The organism is Arthrobacter roseus, from assembly GCF_016907875.1.
Lineage (GTDB): Bacteria > Actinomycetota > Actinomycetes > Actinomycetales > Micrococcaceae > Arthrobacter_J > Arthrobacter_J roseus.
Map to the genome: position 1 here is coordinate 1,017,610 of NZ_JAFBCU010000001.1, position 18,020 is coordinate 1,035,629.

Genomic DNA, 18,020 nt, shown 5'->3' on the forward strand with positions numbered 1-18,020 from the left:
CACTGCTGAGCTGGGTCAGGGTCTCGCGGGCGTTTGCCCGTTCGGGCAGTTCCTGCGCTGAGCGGGGCCCCATGAATTCGTTAATAAGGGTGGTCAGGGATGTGCTGACGTCGGCCCAGGACTGCGCTGCTTGGACGTGCTTGATCTGGTTGGTCAGGGCGGTGAGGAAAGCGTTGAACAGGGCAAAGTTTTCGCGGTCCCGGGTGGATCGCGTCGGCGTTGCTCCGGTGTGGGTGGGCCCGTCGTCGTTCTCCTCGTCGCTGGGCGGGTTGGAGTGCAGCCGCTCGCAGGTGGCGCTGCCCGGCAGCTCGTGGTCGCGCCAGACCAGTGTGCCTTCGGCCAGGATATTGAGGATGGTGCGCTTGTCCGGATCCGCTGTGTCCAGGGCGAGGAATTGGAGGAGTCCGCGCGCAAACGGCGAATCGGTGAGCGTGCGCGGCGCGGGGCCCACGAACGTGACGCCCGCTTCGGTGAGCCGCTGGACGAGGAGCGCGTTGTAGGGCTGGGCTACCGAGTAGAAGACGCCGATGCGGTGGCCGGGTGTCCCGGCGTCGAGCTGTTCCACGACCAGACGGGCGACGGCGCGGGTTTCGTCGTCGGCGTCGGAGGCGGTGATGACCGTGGTGGCGTCGTCGATGGTGCCGGCCGCGGTGATGTGCTTCATGCCTGCTGCGTCGAGACTGTTGCGGAACATCAATGCGTCCGGCTGGAGTTCGGTGCCGAGCATGAACCCGATCACCGTTCCCAGCCGCTTCTGCACAGCAGGTTCTTGAAGCTTCTCGGCGGCAATCGTGAAGGCTTCGTGCTGGGTGTACCAAATGGTGTGCAGGGCGTCCGCTGCTGCGCGGTGGAGGCGGAGGACTTCCTGCGTCAGCTGGGGGAGGGCCTCGGCTTGCTGCGTTGTTTCTGGGTGGTTTGTTGTCGGGTATGGCTGAACGGAATCGAGGACGACGGCGGTCCGTGCGATGGCGCGGGCGGTGGCCGGTTGGTCTGCGACCGGGGCGAAGATGCCGGGTTGTTCGGTGAGTGCTTTGCTGATCGCGCCGAGTCTGATGGTTGGCGGCAGCGGTGAGCGGCCACGCATTGCTGGGTGCGCTGCGATGAGCTCGGTTGCGAGGTCGTGCAGCGTGTAGGCGTGAACGGCTGCGCTTCCCTCGCCGTCGTTCAGCGTGCGGCCGAGGTAGCGGGTGACGTCCAGACCGGAGGCGTGCGAGGGGACCATGACGGTGACCGGTGCGAGCGGGTTATTGGCCTGGGCTTCCGTGACGATGCGGGCTAGTTCTGCTAGCGCATCGCTAGTTGCAGACCAGTGCGAATCGCTCAATCAGTGCCCCCTTGTTGACGTGATCTACAACATAGCAGTTGGGAGTTCTAGAGGGCCTGGTGAGCAGTAGGAAGTCGCGCGGGATAACGCTCAAGGGAACAATAGCCCGGATACATCAAAGACGAGACCACCTCCACCGTGGGACGAATTTAGACCACTACGCAGACTGCTTCGGAGCCAGCGGACGTTCTCTCGTGCGAAGCAGGCGACGTACTCAAACTGTGATTACTGTTCGAAGATGCCCCTCCTACGTGGCGAACGCCACGTCGACCCCCTGTATAACGTAAGCGCTGTCATCGCGTAGCGTGGCAGGGACCGTTCTGGTGCTCAACGCCTTTTGCGGATCATGTTACCTCTCTGCCGTAGAATCATGCGATTGGCCTCTACAGTGAAGTGCCATTCTGAAGAACTGTGACTTGGGGAAGTAATGACAACAAATGACGTCGTCTTATTGGCAGACATGCTCGCTCGATCGAGAGGAGAAACTGTTCCGGTCCTAGAGGACGCTGAACATGAGACCTACTTCAGTGCGAAGCAGTATCTTCGTCACTTCAACACTACGCACGACGATCTTCTATCGGGCATTGTGGACGGTGCTCAAGACGGTGGCATTGACGCGCTGTATATGTTCGCCAATGGATTCTGTATCCGAGACGACATACCGCTAAAAGGGCTAGGTCGGAACGCTCAACTGGACCTCATCGTCCTCCAAGTGAAGAACACTAAGGGATTCGGCGAATCGGCGATTGACAAGCTCGTTGTCAATCTTCCGCGTCTCTTGGACTTCGGTAGGGATGAGGAGGTGCTGGCGAAAACTCTGAACCCACGAGTGATTGAAATTACTCGCAGGTTTCTCAGCGTCTATCGTACGCTTGAAATGCCAACGCTTAGAATTCTTACCTGCTTCGTCGCTCTCAAAGCGGATCAGCTGCACCCAAATACTGTCGAAAAGTCGAACTTGATCGCTGATGTTCTTCGTCATTCGTTCGCCTCCTGCAGTCCTACCATTGATTTCATCGACGCTTCAGTGCTGTCTGACATGGCTCGTGAAAAGCCGTCGGTGATGAGATCTATCGCTCTCGCGGAGAATCCCATTTCAACCGATACTGCAGGTGGTTACATAGGCGTAGTACGGCTGGACGAATACGAGAATTTTATCACCGATGACAGCGGGAACCTTGATGCTTCGCTTTTTGAGGCAAATGTGCGTGACTACGAAGGTGAAACGATAGTTAACCGAAGCATTCAAGCGACATTAGAGAAGCATGACGAGAACGTCGATTTCTGGTGGTTGAACAATGGCGTAACTATCGTCGCCAATCGCGTGCAGCCCGCTAACAAGCTACTTGAACTCGAATCACCGCAGATTGTAAATGGCCTGCAAACCTCGCACGAGATTTATAAGCGTAGTCGAGGAGCTGCCTCCGGTAGCGAGAACCGGAGTGTCCTAGTCAAGATCATCCAAGCGGAGGACGATACAGTCCGCGACCGAATAATTCGTGCAACTAATAGCCAGACCAACTTAAGCCTTAGCTCGCTTCGCGCTACCGACAAGGTGCAACGACAGATAGAAGAGTATCTACTCAAGAGTGATCTCTACTATGAGCGTCGGAAGAACCTGTACAGCAACAGGGGCATACGAGTCGATGATCTTGTATCGATTGATCAAATGGGACAAGCGCTTCTAGCAGGTCTCGTCCAGATGCCGCACGTTGCGCGCGGTCAAGTGAGCACGGTGTTTGAGGACGAGGTATACGACCTCCTATTCGCTTCTACGCACCCAATTGGTGTTTATCTGGCGGCAATTCGCATGCAGAGACGGTGTGAAGGTTTTTTGCGTGCGGAGGCCACCACTCGGGGCCAGGTTGAAGATTTCTCTTTTCACCTGTGCATGCTGGCAACAATCGCCGCGACGAGAAGAAATCGGCCTTCAGCAGCCGAAATTGCGCAGATCAGTGACGTTCCCAGTGAAGGAGTCTTGCAGGATCTCCTGCAGATGGTTCGGGAGGAGTTCGCTGAGGGTGCACGTCGGAGGCGCGAGGTTTTGTTCGACCGTGTGGCGAAAGACGGAGTCGTAACTGAACAGCTGCTACTCAGAGCGAAGAACTATCTTTCGTCGAGCTCAAAGCGAGCTGTCGTCATTTAGAGGTTCCTCGAGGTGTTCGGTCGAAGAGAAGTATACCTTGGACGAAGCGGAACGCAGTAGATCTGGCGACTTTGAAGAGTTCAGTTATTTCGGTGCTAGTGTGCTGTCCTCCCTCGTTTAGGGAGAGCAAGTGCGCTTCCTGAGACTTGCTGAGTTTAGGTTGCTTCCCGCGGAGCCTACCCTTGGCTTTGGCGCCTGAATGCCTTCTCCGGTGGGGGACGGATGAGATCAGATTCGAATTTCGCGACCATGGCCAGAACGTGGAAGAGGAGTCGGACGACGGGGTCAGTGGGGCAGGGGATATTCCCGCCGATACTGAGTCATTCTCCTTTTGGTGATGCCTTCGATGATGCCTCGGGCGTCCGGCAAGGATCGTGCCAGCCAGTCGAGCTCTGTCACGACGAGGGTAGCGACTACCCGGCAAGCAGCGAGGCTTCGCGCGGACCGGGACGTTCGCGGTTGGTGCCAGTCAGCCCATGGTCAACATTGATCGGGTTTGGCCCGTCAGCGGTGAAGATCCGATTGACAAGATCGGTGTCAACGCGTTTGTCTGCCAGCGGGTTACGGAACACGCTGGCCCGCGGAACTCCGGCGATGTTGTGCTCGACCATGATGGCCTTGATGAGTTTGCGGTTAACGATCATCTCGTACTCATCCAAGAGTCCGGCCCTGATTCGGCGCCACCCGTAGGTACCGCCGGATTGCCGGTGAATGAGGCGCACGTAGTCAGCCACGATCGCGCATCGGATCGCCCTAATAGAGGATCCCGCACGGAGGTGTTCAAAATAAGTAGACCGGTTCAGGCCTGCGGTAACGCAGGATCGGCGGGCGGAGAATCCTTGGGCGTGGTGCCCGTCGACTACTGCGGTTTTTCTTTTGGGGGCACCACCGCCGTTTGGTCATACAACGCGCTGACGGCCTTGACGATGGCCAGTTCGTCTTCGAGGGCCCGGATTCTCTTGCGAGCAGAAACGAGGTCACCGACGTCCGGACTTGGTGTCCCGTCCTTCATCCCGGCGTCCACCAGTGCTTGGTGTTTCCACCGGTAGAGAGTTCCTTGACAGATGCCAGTCTCCGCGGAGACCGAAGCCACTGACTCGCCCTGCCACAGACGGATACTGATGCCGCGCTAGATGGAACGTGGGTATTGGAAAGGCATGAGGTGACCTCCTGAAGTCACTATGCCCTACTCACATAAAAACGGACCACTAAACAGGCTCTTCACGGTTGGTGGTGAATCCGGGGTTCGTGTCGTAGCAAAGTAAGGGCCCGTGGCCCTGTTGAGATGGATGTGTCTAGCATTCTTCTCAAGTCAGGAACCACGAGCCTTGAACCAGCCTACCCAGTCGTGCCCGGATGCGGCGACGACACTGTTCAATCTGCCCGACTACCGAATCGTCACCGCCGTTACGAACGGTGACGGTATCCGTGTTGTCACCATCGCCTCGGACTTCCCGCCGGGCTGCCCTGGCTGCGGCATGATTTCCACCCGGGTGCATTCGAGACGGAGACAGCGGGTTCGCGACATCCTTGTCGCCGGGCTGGTGAGCGTGTGGTGGGCCAAGCGCCGGTTCTTCTGTGACGAACCTGCCTGCACCCGGAAGACCTTTGCCGAGTCGACCCCGCAAGTGCCCCGCTTCGCCCGGTCTACGGCCAGACTCAAGGACACGCTCAAAGACGCCGTCGTCTCCTCCGGCAGAGCGGCCAGCGAGGTCGCGGCCGCGTTCGGGGTCTCCTGGTGGCTGGTCAACACTGTTGTTGTCGCTGCCGCCCTGGCGCTGCCATCGGTGGACCTGCTGACCCCGGCACGGCTGGGGATCGATGAGCACCGCTACCGATCCGTGCGCTGGTTCAAGGACCAGCAGAGCGGGAAATGGTCCCGGTTCGAGCCATGGATGTCCACCATCGTCGATGTCGATTCCGGCCAGGTACTGGGCATCGTGAACGGCCGCGACAGCCACGGCGTCGGGGCTTGGCTCAAGTCCCGACCCGCCGCCTGGCTGGCCGGCATCGAAACGGTCGGGATCGACCCGTCGGCGGCGTTCCGCAAAGCCCTGCGCGAGCACCTGCCCGACGCCGCCGTCTCAGTGGATCACTTCCACCTCGTCTTGCTGGCCAATGACATGCTCACCGGGGTCCGCCAGCGCGTCGCCCGGGAGCAACACGGGCGCCGCGGCCTGAAAACGGACAAGGCCTGGGCCCACAGGCGGTTGCTGCTGCGCGGCTACGACACGCTCTCCGACGCCGGCAAGAAACGACTCGATGATGTCTTCGCCACCGATGATCCGACCCAGGAACTCGCCGCCGCCTGGGGAGTGAAGGAAGCACTGCGACTGATGCTTTCCAGTAGCAATCCGGCCAGCGTCCAAGAGCGAAAAGAGTTCTTTGAGCGCCAGGTCAAGTCGGCGGCGATGATGGAAACTGATCGGCTGCTGACCACCGTGACCAAGTGGTGGCCAGAGATCCAAACACTGCTCGACACCCGGGTCACCACGGCGAAAGTCGAGGCAGCCAACACGATGATCAAAAACATCAAACGGATTGCTCGAGGGTTCCGCAATCCGACCAATTACCAATCACGTATCCTATTGAGAAGTGCTGCCCGGACGGTGGCATGAAATTCATCTCAGCGGGCTGATATTCACCACGAAACGCGAAGAGCCACTAAACAGGGCCATGCCAACCGGGCTCCTACCTAGGGACCCAATCACCCTGGTCCAGGTCAAAGCGCCGGGCATCAGCGCCGGCAGATCGTTGACCCGATCGATAATCCTCCCCGGTCTGCTGGTCCGTATGGCACGCCCGGCACCCCACCGCAATGTCCGTCCGATCAGAGAACGTCGCCAATCTTCGAGCCACCAGCAACTCTCTCTGTGTAACTGAGTTTGTTGCTAGGAAGCTGTGACGCGAAGCGTGATGTGCATGGGAAATGCGGTACAGCAACAACCTTTTCCGACGTCAGAGGACCTTTCAGGACTTGAGTACGCCTTCGGACCACATACTCATGAAATTGCAAGGTTAGCCAACCCCAACAACTCTGGGCCACCAGAGTCCCATACTGGGCGTCCAAAAGTTCATCTGAGTCGTCCAGACGGTTGCGCTGGTATGACCTGGGGTACATACTGAGTGAACTGCATCACAAAGAGTTGTCAAGCAACGAACCGGTCATTACCCGTTAGTTTGTAGCTAGACGCCGGAACAGCCGGCGCCTATCCGTTCAAGGGAGTATTCAGGATGAAAGCTAAGTACATTGTCCCGTTTGCAGGGCTCGCCGTCGTGTTGGCCGGCTGCTCGGGAGACCCGGGCGCAAGTAGCGAGACGGAGGCTAAGGGCCAAACCTATGACTGGGATATGACGATTACAGTCGGCGAACAATCTTCTTGGTATGAGGGTGCGGAGAAGTTTGCGGAAGTTCTAGACAAGGAATCTGATGGCCGGATGCAGCTCAATCTCTACACTAATGAGCAACTCTCGGGTGGGGACTCGGTCGCTAGTCTCGAGCAGCTAATAAATGGGGAGAAAGCTTTCTCTTACCATTCAACTATCATTTATGCTGGCATTGACGAACCGTTTGGTGCTATCAATGCACCGTTCCTCTATGACAGCTACGAGGAGGCCGACGCGACCATAGAGGCATCGGCGCTGGAGGCGTACAAGAAGCTTGGAGATGATCTCGGAGTTGAGGTTTTGGGATTTGGCGAGAGCGGTTTCCGGCAAATCACTAACAACGTTCGGCCAATCGAATCTCCCTCTGACCTTGAAGGAATCAAGATACGAATTCCTGAAATTTCTCTCTTTCAGGACATTTATCAGGCATTGGACGCCAACCCGATCACCATGACCTTCTCGGAGGTCTTCACCGCACTGCAACAGGGCACCATTGATGGTCAGGAAAATCCACTGGACGTGACGTACTCGTCAGGACTTACTGAGGTGCTGGACTACATGACTATGTGGAATTACGTTTACGACCCACTGATTCTCGGCATGAACGACGACCTTTACGAGTCGCTTTCACCGGAAGACCAGGAGATTGTGCAGAAGGCGGCTGACGAAGCCAACACCGTCCAGAAGGCAAGCAATCGGAGCCGGGAGGATACCCAACTGGAAGAGATGAAGAAAGTCATGGAAGTTAGTACGTTGAACGCTAAGCAACGCGACGCATTCAATACGGCAATGGAACCGATATACGACAAATACGAATCGGTCTGGGGAGCGGAAGTCGCCGACGCAGTTCAACCAAAGTGATCTAGTCTTGAAACAGCTACGTTCCCTCGACATAGTTGAAAATACTCTCGCTGTAGCGACTTTTAGTGTCATCAGTATTGTCGCCTTCGCCAACGTTCTGTCGCGCTACCTACTCAACGCGTCACTGGCATTCACAACTGAGTTAACCGTCAATCTGGCTGTCCTACTGACAATGGTTGGTGCTGCCATCGGTATTCGGGAGAGCAGTCACTTGGGCTTCACTTTGCTGCGGGATAAGGCGACTGGACGAACACATCAAGCGATCGTTGTGTTGTGTGGCTTGGCCATCGTGCTTTTCTATGCGGCGTTGTTCAAATTTGGACTCGACATCTCCCTTGAGCAGTTTGGGCGGCATCAGACGACGCCAGCGCTGGGGTTGCCGAAGGGTCTGTTGTCTGCAGCGCTCCCATTGGGAGCGCTGCTCGGAGTTATCCGCGCCGTCCAAGCAACCATTGTCGGGGTCGGGAGCGCACCAAAAAACCCCACTGCCACAAGAATGGAGGCGTAGCCAGTGATTGAAGCTGTTCTTTTTGGAGCGTTCTTCATTCTTCTGTTTCTGAGCGTCCCCGTTGCCTTCGCATTAGGCTTGGCGTCCATCGTGACCCTTGTTTTCCTTGGTGGTATCGACAATTTGGCGACGACACCGAGCGTCTTCTACGCCTCGTTGTCGTCGCCCACGCTTCTGGCCATCCCGTTCTTCATCCTGGCCGGAGTGATTATGGAGTACGCCGGCATATCGAAACGCCTCATAGATCTCGCCGATGCCTGCGTTGGTCATCGCAAACATGGTCTCGCCATGGTGGTAATCATCGCAGCGTTCTTTTTCTCCGCCATCTCGGGATCCGGTCCTGCAACGGTGGCTGCAATCGGCGCCATTTTAATTCCGGCTCTGGTTCGCAACGGCTACTTCAAGCATGATGCCGCCGCCATGCTGGCAAGCGCCGGTTCGATGGGTATCATCATTCCGCCGAGCATCACTCTGATCATATTTGGCGTGGTCGCGAGTGATTACGAGCGGGTCTCTATCGCGCGGCTGTTCATGGCGGGGGTGGTCCCCGGTTTTCTCATGGCCCTCGCGTTGTACATAGCTGCACGAACGGTCCCACGTATCGCTGCCACCCGTGTCCCTGCTCCGGTTCCAGTAGGCGGGGCAGCTGGTCATGGTCTTGGTGGTAGCGGAGGGTCTGCGGGCCTTTTCATCGATGGCACCCCGCATTCTGGTGAGGCGGATGAAATCGAAAAGCTGTCGGCACACGCTACCCACCAGAGGGGGCGAGCATCGCTGCAAGACGTGGGAGCGAGATTCGTGCACGCCATTCCAGGCCTCTTGGTACCTGTCATTATTTTGGGCGGCATATATGGGGGCATCTTCACCCCTACAGAATCTGCAGTGGTGGCCGCATTCTATGCGTTGGTAGTAGGACTCTTCTTCTACCGGGAAATCAAGGTCGGCCATATTGGAAGAATATTTATCTCAGCGGCTGTGCAATCCTCTGTGGTAATGATCATTGTCGGATGCGCTTCTATCTTCGCCTACATCATCACCGCCGAACGAATCGCTCGGCGGATGTCCGATGCTATCCTCGGCATCACGGACAATGGCATCGTCATCATGTTCCTGGTCGTGGTTCTGCTGCTGATAGCCGGTGCATTTATTGATGCGATTTCCGCTCTGTTTCTATTCATACCCATCTTTGTACCAATTTTGCTGTCTGTGGGATACGACATCACCACCATCGGAATAATGATGACAGTGAACCTGGCTATTGGACTAATTACTCCGCCGGTCGGCGTAAACCTGTTCGTGGCGGCGGGGATTGCCAAGTCTCCACTAACGCAAGTCGCAAAAGGCATTGTGCCATTCCTCATCGCGTCCTTGGTCGTACTGTTGCTGATCGCATTCATCCCGGGCCTATCCAATTGGCTGCCCGATCTGTTGGGTATGTAACAGCGAAGTTGAAAGAGAGAACCGCTTTATGACTGAACAGCTAGCCGAACGGGTCTGCCTGGTAACCGGAGCAGCCCAAGGTATCGGGACAGAAATTGCGCGTACTCTCGCGAGCCGCGGCTGCGTCGTCGTGTTAGTCGATCTTTTGGAGCCGGCGGAGGCGATTGAAAAAATTCGACAGGATATATCCGGAGCACGGGTTGAGGGCCGGGCTGTCGATGTGCGTGATGCTGTCGGAGTAAAAAACACAGTCGACTGGGTAGTCGCAACTTTTGGACGCATCGACGTCATGGTCAATAATGCCGGCACCTGTGCCCGCGTAGGGTTGGGCGAAATGACAGAGGAGCTGTGGCAGCGCGATATTGACACTAATTTGAAGGGAACGTTCCTTTTCATTCAACACGCCGTCCATCCACACATGGCGGCCCAAGGTTTTGGTTCGATCGTCAACATCAGTTCCATTTCCGGCATCATGGGCGGTCCTTTCTCCTCTGGAGAGGAGGACAGCCGATCCGGCCCCGCCTATGCCGCGTCGAAGGGTGGAGTCATTGCGTTGACGAAGTGGATCGCCAAGGAGGTGGGGCACCTAGGAATCACCTGCAATTCGGTGGCCCCAGGCCCAATCGAAACACCGATGACGAGTTCCGTCGCCTACGACTTCGGCAACCAGCCGATTAAACGAATGGGGACGCCAGCTGACGTGGCAGAAGCAGTGGCATATCTGGCCTCTCCGGCATCATCTTTTGTGACCGGACAAGTACTGAAGGTCTGTGGCGGATCGGCGATCGGCTAACCGCCGGATGGGAAGGAAATATGGTGAAAATTACCCACCCAGGTCCCTTGCAAAAGGAACGGCTGCAAATGGTCAAGGGTACGTCCAAGACGACGCTCAAGCGTTTGCCAGGCGGTGGACGGCTAATAGATGGGCTTCATAATCTGTTGGCGGCCAACGGACACCATTCAGGGGTAGCCGAACTTCTGGGGGGGGTCCTATCGCCCATCAGCTACTGCGTCCCGGCTGACGGCCAATCAGGGCGGGCCGTTAGCTACAGCGAAACTCGTACCGCGGCGTACGTTAAGTTGATCTTTGGAACGGCTGTGCTGGGCCGGAGGAATGGCGATTTCTTCATGCACTGCCATTGCATCTGGTGTCTTCCTGACGGAACCTTGGCGGCAGGACATTTGTGGCCAGAGACCCACATCGGTGATCCGGGGCCGTCGGTCGCACTGATTAGCTTCGACGGTATTGAGCTGACGAGTGCTGATTGCAAGGAAACTCTCCTCCCCGTTTTCACCCCGCAAGCTAAGTTTGGAGGACAGACCATGAGTTCCGATATGGCAGGCCCCACCTGTCGGACCGTAGTAGCGAGAGTGCTGCCCAACGAGGATATCACTGACGCTGTATTACGGATTTGCAGTGACAACGGCTTCAGCACGGCGATAGTCCGTGGAGGCACCGGCAGCTTGATCGGTGCTCTTTTTGAACCGAATAGCGGCGGTCCACCACAAAAGGTCGACGGTCCTGCGACTGAAGTGGTCACCCTCGTCGGTCACCTTGAGTCAAACCAACGCGGGCGGCCAGTCGTTCACTTAAGCTGCACGCTCGTCGACAAACACGGCAACGTGCATGCTGGACGGCTGGTCAAGGGCGCGAATCCAGTCTCGGTCACGTTCGAGTTGGTTGTCCAAGAAGTCAACCCGGTTCCTTTTATAAACGAATCTCACGACCGTGCAGCGTCCACAGACGCGCTAAGACTGAAGGAGAAGTAGATGAATATTGTCCTGACCACGGAGTTCCTAGGAAACGAGACAGAGGCGGATCTTGTTGATTGGCTCGTCAGTGAGGGCCAAAGTGTCGTCAAAGGGCAGGCGTTATGCCAGATCGAGACGTCGAAAACGACCAACGAATTTAGTTCTCCTGCTGACGGACGCATTAGTCTGCGCGTTGATGAAGGCGATCTAGTTGAGCTCGACACCATCATCGCGGTTATTGAATAGAGGGAAAATTATGGCACATTTTGATTTCAACCAACAGGGTCTTGACGGGCTGAAGATGATGTCAATGATCCGTCAGTTTGAAAGCCGGATGCCGATTCTGTCTGAAGAAGGATTGATTCGCGGCTCAACTCACCCTTCGGTCGGCATGGAGGCGGTGGCTACCGGTGTTTCATTGGCTTTGGGGCCGCAGGACTCCATTGCGTCTAACCACCGGGGACATGCGCATTGTCTGGCACGGGGCGCGGATCCGGCCCGGACAATGGCCGAAATCCTAGGTAGACGTGACGGCTATGGGGGCGGGAAGGGCGGTTCGATGCATATTGGCGTCTCGGAACTCGGCATCCTTGGGACCAACGGCATCGTGGGAGCCGGCATAGGACTTGCGACTGGAGCTGCCCTCGCAGCGCAAATCCAGGGTACGGATGCTGTCTCTGTGGTGTATTTCGGCGACGGAGCCTCCAACCAGGGGGTAATGTCTGAGGCCTTCAACTTGGCGGCGATCTGGCAGCTTCCGGTGGTTTTCGTTTGCGAAAACAACCATTACGCACAATCTGCTCCAATCGAGAAGATGATTGCGCAGCCTGATCTTAAGCAACGCGGTTTGGCCTATGGAGTCCCATCCGTCGACGTTGATGGCATGAGCCTTGGTGAAACCTATACGGCCGCGGCTGAAGGCGTCGAGCGGGCGCGGCAGGGTCGGGGCCCTTCGTTCATCATCGCAGACACCTACCGCTACCTCGGACACATGGCGGGAGACACCGAGATATACCGGAAAAAAGACGAGGTAGAACAATGGAAGGCTAAGGACCCAATTGCCCGCCTTGCCGCGGAACTACTGGACGCCGGTGTCCTGACCATGCCGGACTGGGAAGAAATCCAGATTGAAGCGGTACGCATAGTACAGGAAGCGGAAGAGTTCGCACGGAATTCGGCTTTCCCCGATCCGGCTGAGGCTACCCAAGACGTCTATAAGAAGGAAGTTCCAGCATGAACACTAAAACTCTGACGACCTGGAGGGCTCTTAACTCAGCGTTGACCGATATCTTACGCGATACGCCCGAGGCCTTCATCATGGGCGAGGACATCACATCTTGGGGCACCGGTGGCGGTATTCACGGTGTGACGAGGAAATTGGCCAAAGAATTTGGCGCGGAACGTGTACGGGACACCCCGATTTCCGAGGAAGTCCTTATATCCGCCGCTGTGGGGGCAGCCATGCGTGGTAGCCGACCGATTCTCGAAATCATGTACTCAGATTTTAGCTTCCTAGGCTTCGACGGCATCATTAACCAGGCGGCGAAGAGCCGCTATATGTTCGGCGGCCAGTTTGACTGCCCACTCGTCATCCGTACCAACGGTGGTTCCGGCGTCGGCAAAGCAGGCCAGCATTCGCAATCGCTGGAGACACTGTTCGCCCATATTCCTGGTCTGGAAGTCGCGGTGCCGGGCACGCCCGCAGACGCATATGGTCTACTGCGCACTGCTGTGAAAAGCGATAATCCGACCATCTTCTTGGAACACAAAAATACCTATTACGATAAGGGTGAGCTGGATTTCCGACCAGTGCCGTTTGGCCAGGCGAGGATCGCACGGGAAGGCACTGATGTAACGGTCGTGGCAACACAGCAGTTGCTCACCCGATCTCTGGTTGCGGCGGAACGGCTCCAGGCCGAACACGGGGTCAGCGCTGAGGTTATCGACCCGCGTACCCTCTACCCGTTCGACATGGAAACTGTGCTCACGTCAGTTCGGAAAACCAGGCATCTAGTCGTGGCCCATGAAGCCGTCAGGGATTATGGGTGGGGCGCCGAAGTCGCCTCCACAGTCGTCGAACAGGCATGGGCGGAACTTGATGCGCCGCCTGTTCGCTTAGGCGGTGCACGGACGCCTATTCCTTACAGCGAACCTCTCGAGAATGCTGTGATCCCAGGAGTGGATCAGGTCTTCGATGCCCTACGCGAGGTCCGCAAAGCAGGGAAGTTATAGCAGATTGCAAGTGCGGCGACTAGCACCGCCGATGGGCGGTATTTATCGGCGCCAGCATACGAAAACAAGAAAGCGTGGAATGAAGCAAATGGGACACCGAATGACGGGCAAAACGGTGCTGATATTCGGCGGCGGATCCGGAGGTGGGGTAATCAATAATGGGATCGCGGCGGCCCTGACATACGCGAGAGAGGGCGCACGCCTTTTCATAGCCGATAACGACGCTGTCGCGCTCCAGGACGGTCTGGCCCTTCTACGGAAAGAGCAGCCGGAAGCGGTGGTAACGGGGACAGAGGCCGATGTCACAGACTCCAGAGCAGTTAAAAAGGCCGTCGATGCCTGCGTCGCCGCGATCGGTGCCCCAAATGTTCTGCACAACAACGTGGGTATTGCACCCATGGGGGGTCCATTGGAGATGACTGAGGAGGAATGGAATAAGGTCCTTGCGGTGAACCTTTCCAGTGCCTTCATTACCACTAAACACGTCCTGCCGCATCTGTTGCAGACAGGTGGAGCGATTGTGAACATCGCCTCAATTGGTGGAATGCGATATTTGGGCTACAATTACCCGGGTTACGCAGCTTCCAAGGGCGGACTGATCCAGTTCACCAAGAGCATTGCCTTGGAGTACGCAAACCGAGGTGTGCGAGCCAACTGCGTAGCACCTGGCTTCATAGAAACGCCTATGATGTACCAGCAGATAGCGGCGAACTATTCGTCGACTGAGCAGATGCTCAAAGCACGGAACGCAGTCTGCCCGACCGGCTCTATGGGCAATTCCTTCGATGTAGCAAATGCCGCATTATTTCTTGCATCGGACGAATCGAAGTACATCAACGGTGTGTGTCTGCCGGTCGATGGGGGACTGGTGCATTCAGTCCCAAGCCCGACTTAGGAGAGAGACTCTAGCCTGTTGGGTATTGGTTGAGTCCGGCACTGGAGGAAGGGTCTGAAGATAATGAGTCGAGACGAAGGCACCAGAATGATTCTGGGCAAAGACCCCATTTCCCATGCGTTGATCAGGCGTATCAGAGGCATGAAACCGGGCGACAAGTTAGCCAGCGAACGTCAGCTAGCCGAGGAGCTCGGAGTGAGCCGAACCGCTCTTCGTGATCGCGCGGGCAAACTGCAGTCCATGGGAATCTTGGAGCGGCGGGGCCGGATGGGAACTTTCGTCGTAGGCCTCCGGCCCGAAACCATCAGTGAGGTTCTGACGTTGGGATTAATGGCGTCGGATCTCACCCTTGAATCTATAGTTACCGTGCGCATGGCGCTGGAACGTCAAGCTGCCCTCGAAGCGGCTAGCAGGCATGACCACGTTAGTGTTGCGCATATGGCCGTGGCGGTTGACATGATGGACGAAACAAACGACGGCGAGCGGCTCAGACAGGCGGACATGGACTTCCATCGTGCGCTTTTCGACGCGTCCGGATCCCCGGCACTGCGTTTCTTCTCTCAGGTTCTTTCCCAAGTGTTGGCGGAAACTGTCCAGAGTCTCAGTTTGAGTGAAGACCGAGTTACTATGCGGAAAGTCCATCGCGATATCTTGGCCGCTGTGCAAGACCAAGAATACGATGCCGTCCTCTCCGCTATCGACCAGCACTTCGAATGGCTGGACGTTCTAATCAATAATCATCGATCCGACGATCGAGCTCACAAGAAGGAATCGGAAGAGCATTTGGATTTCCCGCCGGGATCGAATCAACTAACCGCTGTGGCCGGAACTTCAAAAGCCAGCGCTGAATTAGCGCCATGAAGGAGTGCAGACTCGAGGCCGCTCGAGTCAGATTCATCTGGCTGCACATATACAACCGGGGACATTACTGAGGGAAGTCGGCATAATCCTGAGATCGGCATAATTAGAGTTAATCGTTAGACCGGGAATAGTAAGATGGTGATGGCTTCGCCGTCCAGGACGGAGGGCCACACCTAGGTCCTGGATTCGATCGAACGATAGGGAAAGCTCCGGCCAATCCTTGCGAGGCTGTCGAGCCGCAGACGCCGGTTCTATGCACTAACAATGAATAACTGTGCGATTAATGGAAGAGTTATAATGGACGCGGCAGTCGTAACAACAATCGTAGCTGCCGCCGCTCTTCCATCACCGCCGTCAGCCTGTGCCAATACGAATGCCGTTGCCGACGTCGGCATTCCTGCCGCCAGTACAAGAGCGACAAACCAAGGTTCGGGAAGTTCCGGCGCTAACCACATCGCAGTCCCGGCAGTAATTGCCGGCAGCAAGAGAAGCTTTGCTCCCGCGGCAGTAAACAGAGGTAGAACATTCAATTCTCCCCCCGAAAAGTTTAGAACAGCATTTCGCAAGCTCAAGCCGATGGCAAACAACGCTCCTGGAGCCGCGGCCCCGGCGAGGATGTCAATATAACTAGTGACTGGTGCGGGTACTGTCACATCTGTCAAGCCGACTAAAACCCCCAACCCGATTCCCCAAAAAACTGGACTGGCAAATATCGCTTTCCGCATAGCTGTATTGACTATCGCCCATCGGTTCATCCCTGCTGTCGGTCTAATCAACAGCAGACCATAAAGAATGGGATATCCGAGCATGAAGAGGAAGTTGTGAAACAGCTGTGCCATCCCGGCTGGCAAACCTCCTGCCTCGCCTAAGACGCCGATAATCACGGGAATTCCGAGGTACGCAACATTCCCGTAACTTGCCGCCATTGCCACAGCTAGAGTGCTCTTCACGTTTCGCCCAACCAAAAACCAGATCAAAACGAAGACGGCACCAGCAAAGGCTGCTGTGGTCCCAAGAATAAGTATCGGGAATGCCAGGGGGAAGCCGGCAGCAAAATCTGATTCCGCTGCTATCTTAAATAGAAGCGCAGGAAGCGCAACGTAGAAAACAAAAGCACTAATGGAAGACTCAGCAGCACCGTCGCGGAACCTACCCCAATAGCTGGCCAGGTATCCGGAAAAAACGACCAAAAATAGAGGCAGTACTTTAATTAGTACTTCAGTGAACATTAGGAATCGTGCCGTCCAGTCCTGCAGTTGTGTACACAACAGGTGTGAATGTTAGTGGCGATCTTGGGCGTGCGCGTAGATGATGGAGGGCAACGAAAGCTAGCCAGAGGGTAGCGCCATGCGTGCAGGCCAACCCGGGTATGTCGAAGGGACAGCTGGCTAGGTGGCCCAATCTTCATTACTCGCCTCGTCTTTCATGTAGGTGGGCTCGGACCGGCGATTTAAAGTCTAAAAGGTGCCCTGATGTGGGAAAATGTAGTTACCACACCATATTTTCGTGATACATCAGGAGCACCCTGCAGGTGAACTACTTTAGCGGTTTCTAGCCGTCCATTCGAGTTGATGACGCCGGGTATGGGTTGGTGTCCCAAGGCGGTGGTGCGATTCTGGCGTCGATGGCAAAGAGTTCTGGTATCACAGCTGGTCTATCGGACGCCCTGGTGCCTTGGCGCCAACCGTTCACCATCCATAACTAAGAGCTTGACCGATCTGGCACTCTAGTTGGCGACGGTCGGGGACTGCATTTTGGAGGTAGACCGGCTCCGTAACTAGCCAGAGGTATACTGACGCGTGGCATCGGACCCGACTATCAGTCGGATATTCACCATCCTGTCGCAGGTGAAGCTGGTCAAGACGTTGGGAGCGATCAACTGCACACGTGCCGCAACGCGGGCCCATGTGTGGGCGCGCGCTGGGGAGGAGTCACGCCCGCACCTGAACAGTGTTGGAGAATCCTCTGACTATCGACTTAGAAGCGTCCCTTTTGAACTCCCACTCGGAGAAGTAGGACGCTCGCCTGCCTTGGAAGAAGGGTTTCGGACTCCACGCACTGATTTCGTTCCCGGACCATGGCGTCGAGGCACAGGTGAACCTCTCGCGATCTTGCTGCGGCCCGGTAATTCTGGGTCCAACTCTGTTTCCGATCATACCCGGCTCTTTTCAATTGACTCTTTTATATTTGAAGTCAAGCGGCCAGGTGCTGTAGCTGACGGTAGAGGTCTCGGGCAATATAGCGTTTCAGGACGCGTTTAATTTCCCTGGAGCTCAAGCCTTCGGCGGTACGACGTTCAGCGTATTTCCGGGTTTCTGCATCACATCGCATTCGGGTTTGGCGATCACGTCCAGGGCGTTGTTCAGTTGCCGGTCACCGTGGCGGTTGAGCCGGTGGCGCACGGTATTTCCTGAAGATGTCTGTAACGGTGCGACACCAGCCAACGCGGCGAGAGCGGCGTCGGAGCGGATCCAGCCATGGTATGAGTCGGTGATAAGGATGGCGCCGGTGGTAACTGGTCCGATTCCGGCCTGGTTCGGCAGTCTAGGGGTGAGTTCCTCTCCCAGACTTTGCCAGCTGCTCTTTGTTCCGTTTCAGCTGCTTGTCGTCTCGG

Annotated in this window: 18 protein-coding genes; 14 read left to right on the plus strand and 4 right to left on the minus strand. The window is 56.4% G+C overall.

Annotated elements, in window-relative coordinates; translation table 11 throughout:
• Positions 1 to 136: 136 nt before the first annotated feature.
• From JOE65_RS05230 to JOE65_RS05240, 3 genes are all read left to right on the plus strand, one after another.
• Positions 137 to 1,072, plus strand: coding sequence for a hypothetical protein (locus JOE65_RS05230; RefSeq protein WP_205162231.1), 936 nt, complete (start codon positions 137 to 139; stop codon positions 1,070 to 1,072).
• A gap of 63 nt (positions 1,073 to 1,135) precedes the next feature.
• The gene (locus JOE65_RS05235; RefSeq protein WP_205162232.1) at positions 1,136 to 1,279 is read left to right on the plus strand and encodes a hypothetical protein; all 144 of its coding nucleotides are present in this window, start codon (positions 1,136 to 1,138) and stop codon (positions 1,277 to 1,279) included.
• 472 nt (positions 1,280 to 1,751) lie between these two features.
• On the plus strand, positions 1,752 to 3,470 hold the full coding sequence (locus JOE65_RS05240; RefSeq protein WP_205162233.1) for an AIPR family protein: 1,719 nt from the start codon (positions 1,752 to 1,754) through the stop codon (positions 3,468 to 3,470).
• Between the two features lie 413 nt (positions 3,471 to 3,883).
• Here the strand turns inward: JOE65_RS05240 and JOE65_RS15445 are convergent, their stop codons facing one another.
• Positions 3,884 to 4,204 (minus strand): IS3 family transposase, encoded by a 321-nt coding sequence (locus tag JOE65_RS15445; protein WP_205162234.1) that lies wholly within the window; start codon positions 4,202 to 4,204, stop codon positions 3,884 to 3,886.
• 125 nt (positions 4,205 to 4,329) lie between these two features.
• A complete protein-coding gene (locus JOE65_RS05250; protein WP_205162235.1) occupies positions 4,330 to 4,563 on the minus strand; it encodes a hypothetical protein in 234 nt (77 codons plus the stop codon).
• Between the two features lie 235 nt (positions 4,564 to 4,798).
• Between JOE65_RS05250 and JOE65_RS05255 the strand changes: the two genes are divergently transcribed.
• From JOE65_RS05255 to JOE65_RS05305, 11 genes are all read left to right on the plus strand, one after another.
• The gene (locus tag JOE65_RS05255; protein WP_205162236.1) at positions 4,799 to 6,088 is read left to right on the plus strand and encodes an ISL3 family transposase; all 1,290 of its coding nucleotides are present in this window, start codon (positions 4,799 to 4,801) and stop codon (positions 6,086 to 6,088) included.
• 616 nt (positions 6,089 to 6,704) lie between these two features.
• On the plus strand, positions 6,705 to 7,718 hold the full coding sequence (locus JOE65_RS05260; RefSeq protein ID WP_205162237.1) for a DctP family TRAP transporter solute-binding subunit: 1,014 nt from the start codon (positions 6,705 to 6,707) through the stop codon (positions 7,716 to 7,718).
• Positions 7,719 to 7,725: 7 nt separating this feature from the next.
• On the plus strand, positions 7,726 to 8,226 hold the full coding sequence (locus JOE65_RS05265) for a TRAP transporter small permease (RefSeq protein ID WP_205162238.1): 501 nt from the start codon (positions 7,726 to 7,728) through the stop codon (positions 8,224 to 8,226).
• Between the two features lie 3 nt (positions 8,227 to 8,229).
• Complete coding sequence (locus tag JOE65_RS05270) at positions 8,230 to 9,666, plus strand: TRAP transporter large permease subunit (RefSeq protein WP_205162239.1); 1,437 nt, start codon at positions 8,230 to 8,232, stop codon at positions 9,664 to 9,666.
• 28 nt (positions 9,667 to 9,694) lie between these two features.
• Positions 9,695 to 10,459: an SDR family NAD(P)-dependent oxidoreductase gene (locus tag JOE65_RS05275; RefSeq protein WP_205162240.1), complete on the plus strand. Its 765-nt coding sequence runs from the start codon at positions 9,695 to 9,697 to the stop codon at positions 10,457 to 10,459.
• Between the two features lie 530 nt (positions 10,460 to 10,989).
• A complete protein-coding gene (locus JOE65_RS05280; protein WP_205162241.1) occupies positions 10,990 to 11,436 on the plus strand; it encodes a PCC domain-containing protein in 447 nt (148 codons plus the stop codon).
• Positions 11,437 to 11,664: a lipoyl domain-containing protein gene (locus tag JOE65_RS05285; RefSeq protein WP_205162242.1), complete on the plus strand. Its 228-nt coding sequence runs from the start codon at positions 11,437 to 11,439 to the stop codon at positions 11,662 to 11,664.
• 10 nt (positions 11,665 to 11,674) lie between these two features.
• Positions 11,675 to 12,655: a thiamine pyrophosphate-dependent dehydrogenase E1 component subunit alpha gene (locus tag JOE65_RS05290; RefSeq protein WP_205162243.1), complete on the plus strand. Its 981-nt coding sequence runs from the start codon at positions 11,675 to 11,677 to the stop codon at positions 12,653 to 12,655.
• A complete protein-coding gene (locus JOE65_RS05295; RefSeq protein WP_205162244.1) occupies positions 12,652 to 13,650 on the plus strand; it encodes an alpha-ketoacid dehydrogenase subunit beta in 999 nt (332 codons plus the stop codon). Before JOE65_RS05290 ends, JOE65_RS05295 begins: the two co-directional genes overlap by 4 nt.
• A 100-nt stretch (positions 13,651 to 13,750) precedes the next feature.
• Positions 13,751 to 14,545, plus strand: a complete 795-nt coding sequence (locus tag JOE65_RS05300) for an SDR family NAD(P)-dependent oxidoreductase (protein WP_205162245.1) — start codon at positions 13,751 to 13,753, stop codon at positions 14,543 to 14,545.
• 63 nt (positions 14,546 to 14,608) lie between these two features.
• Positions 14,609 to 15,406, plus strand: coding sequence for a FadR/GntR family transcriptional regulator (locus tag JOE65_RS05305; protein ID WP_205162246.1), 798 nt, complete (start codon positions 14,609 to 14,611; stop codon positions 15,404 to 15,406).
• A gap of 251 nt (positions 15,407 to 15,657) precedes the next feature.
• Here JOE65_RS05305 and JOE65_RS05310 read toward each other — a convergent pair whose 3' ends face one another.
• Together JOE65_RS05310 and JOE65_RS05315 are read right to left on the minus strand one after the other, a co-directional pair.
• A complete protein-coding gene (locus JOE65_RS05310; RefSeq protein ID WP_205162247.1) occupies positions 15,658 to 16,635 on the minus strand; it encodes an AEC family transporter in 978 nt (325 codons plus the stop codon).
• Positions 16,636 to 17,679: 1,044 nt separating this feature from the next.
• A complete protein-coding gene (locus JOE65_RS05315) occupies positions 17,680 to 17,973 on the minus strand; it encodes a transposase (RefSeq protein ID WP_205164030.1) in 294 nt (97 codons plus the stop codon).
• Positions 17,974 to 18,020: the final 47 nt, after the last annotated feature.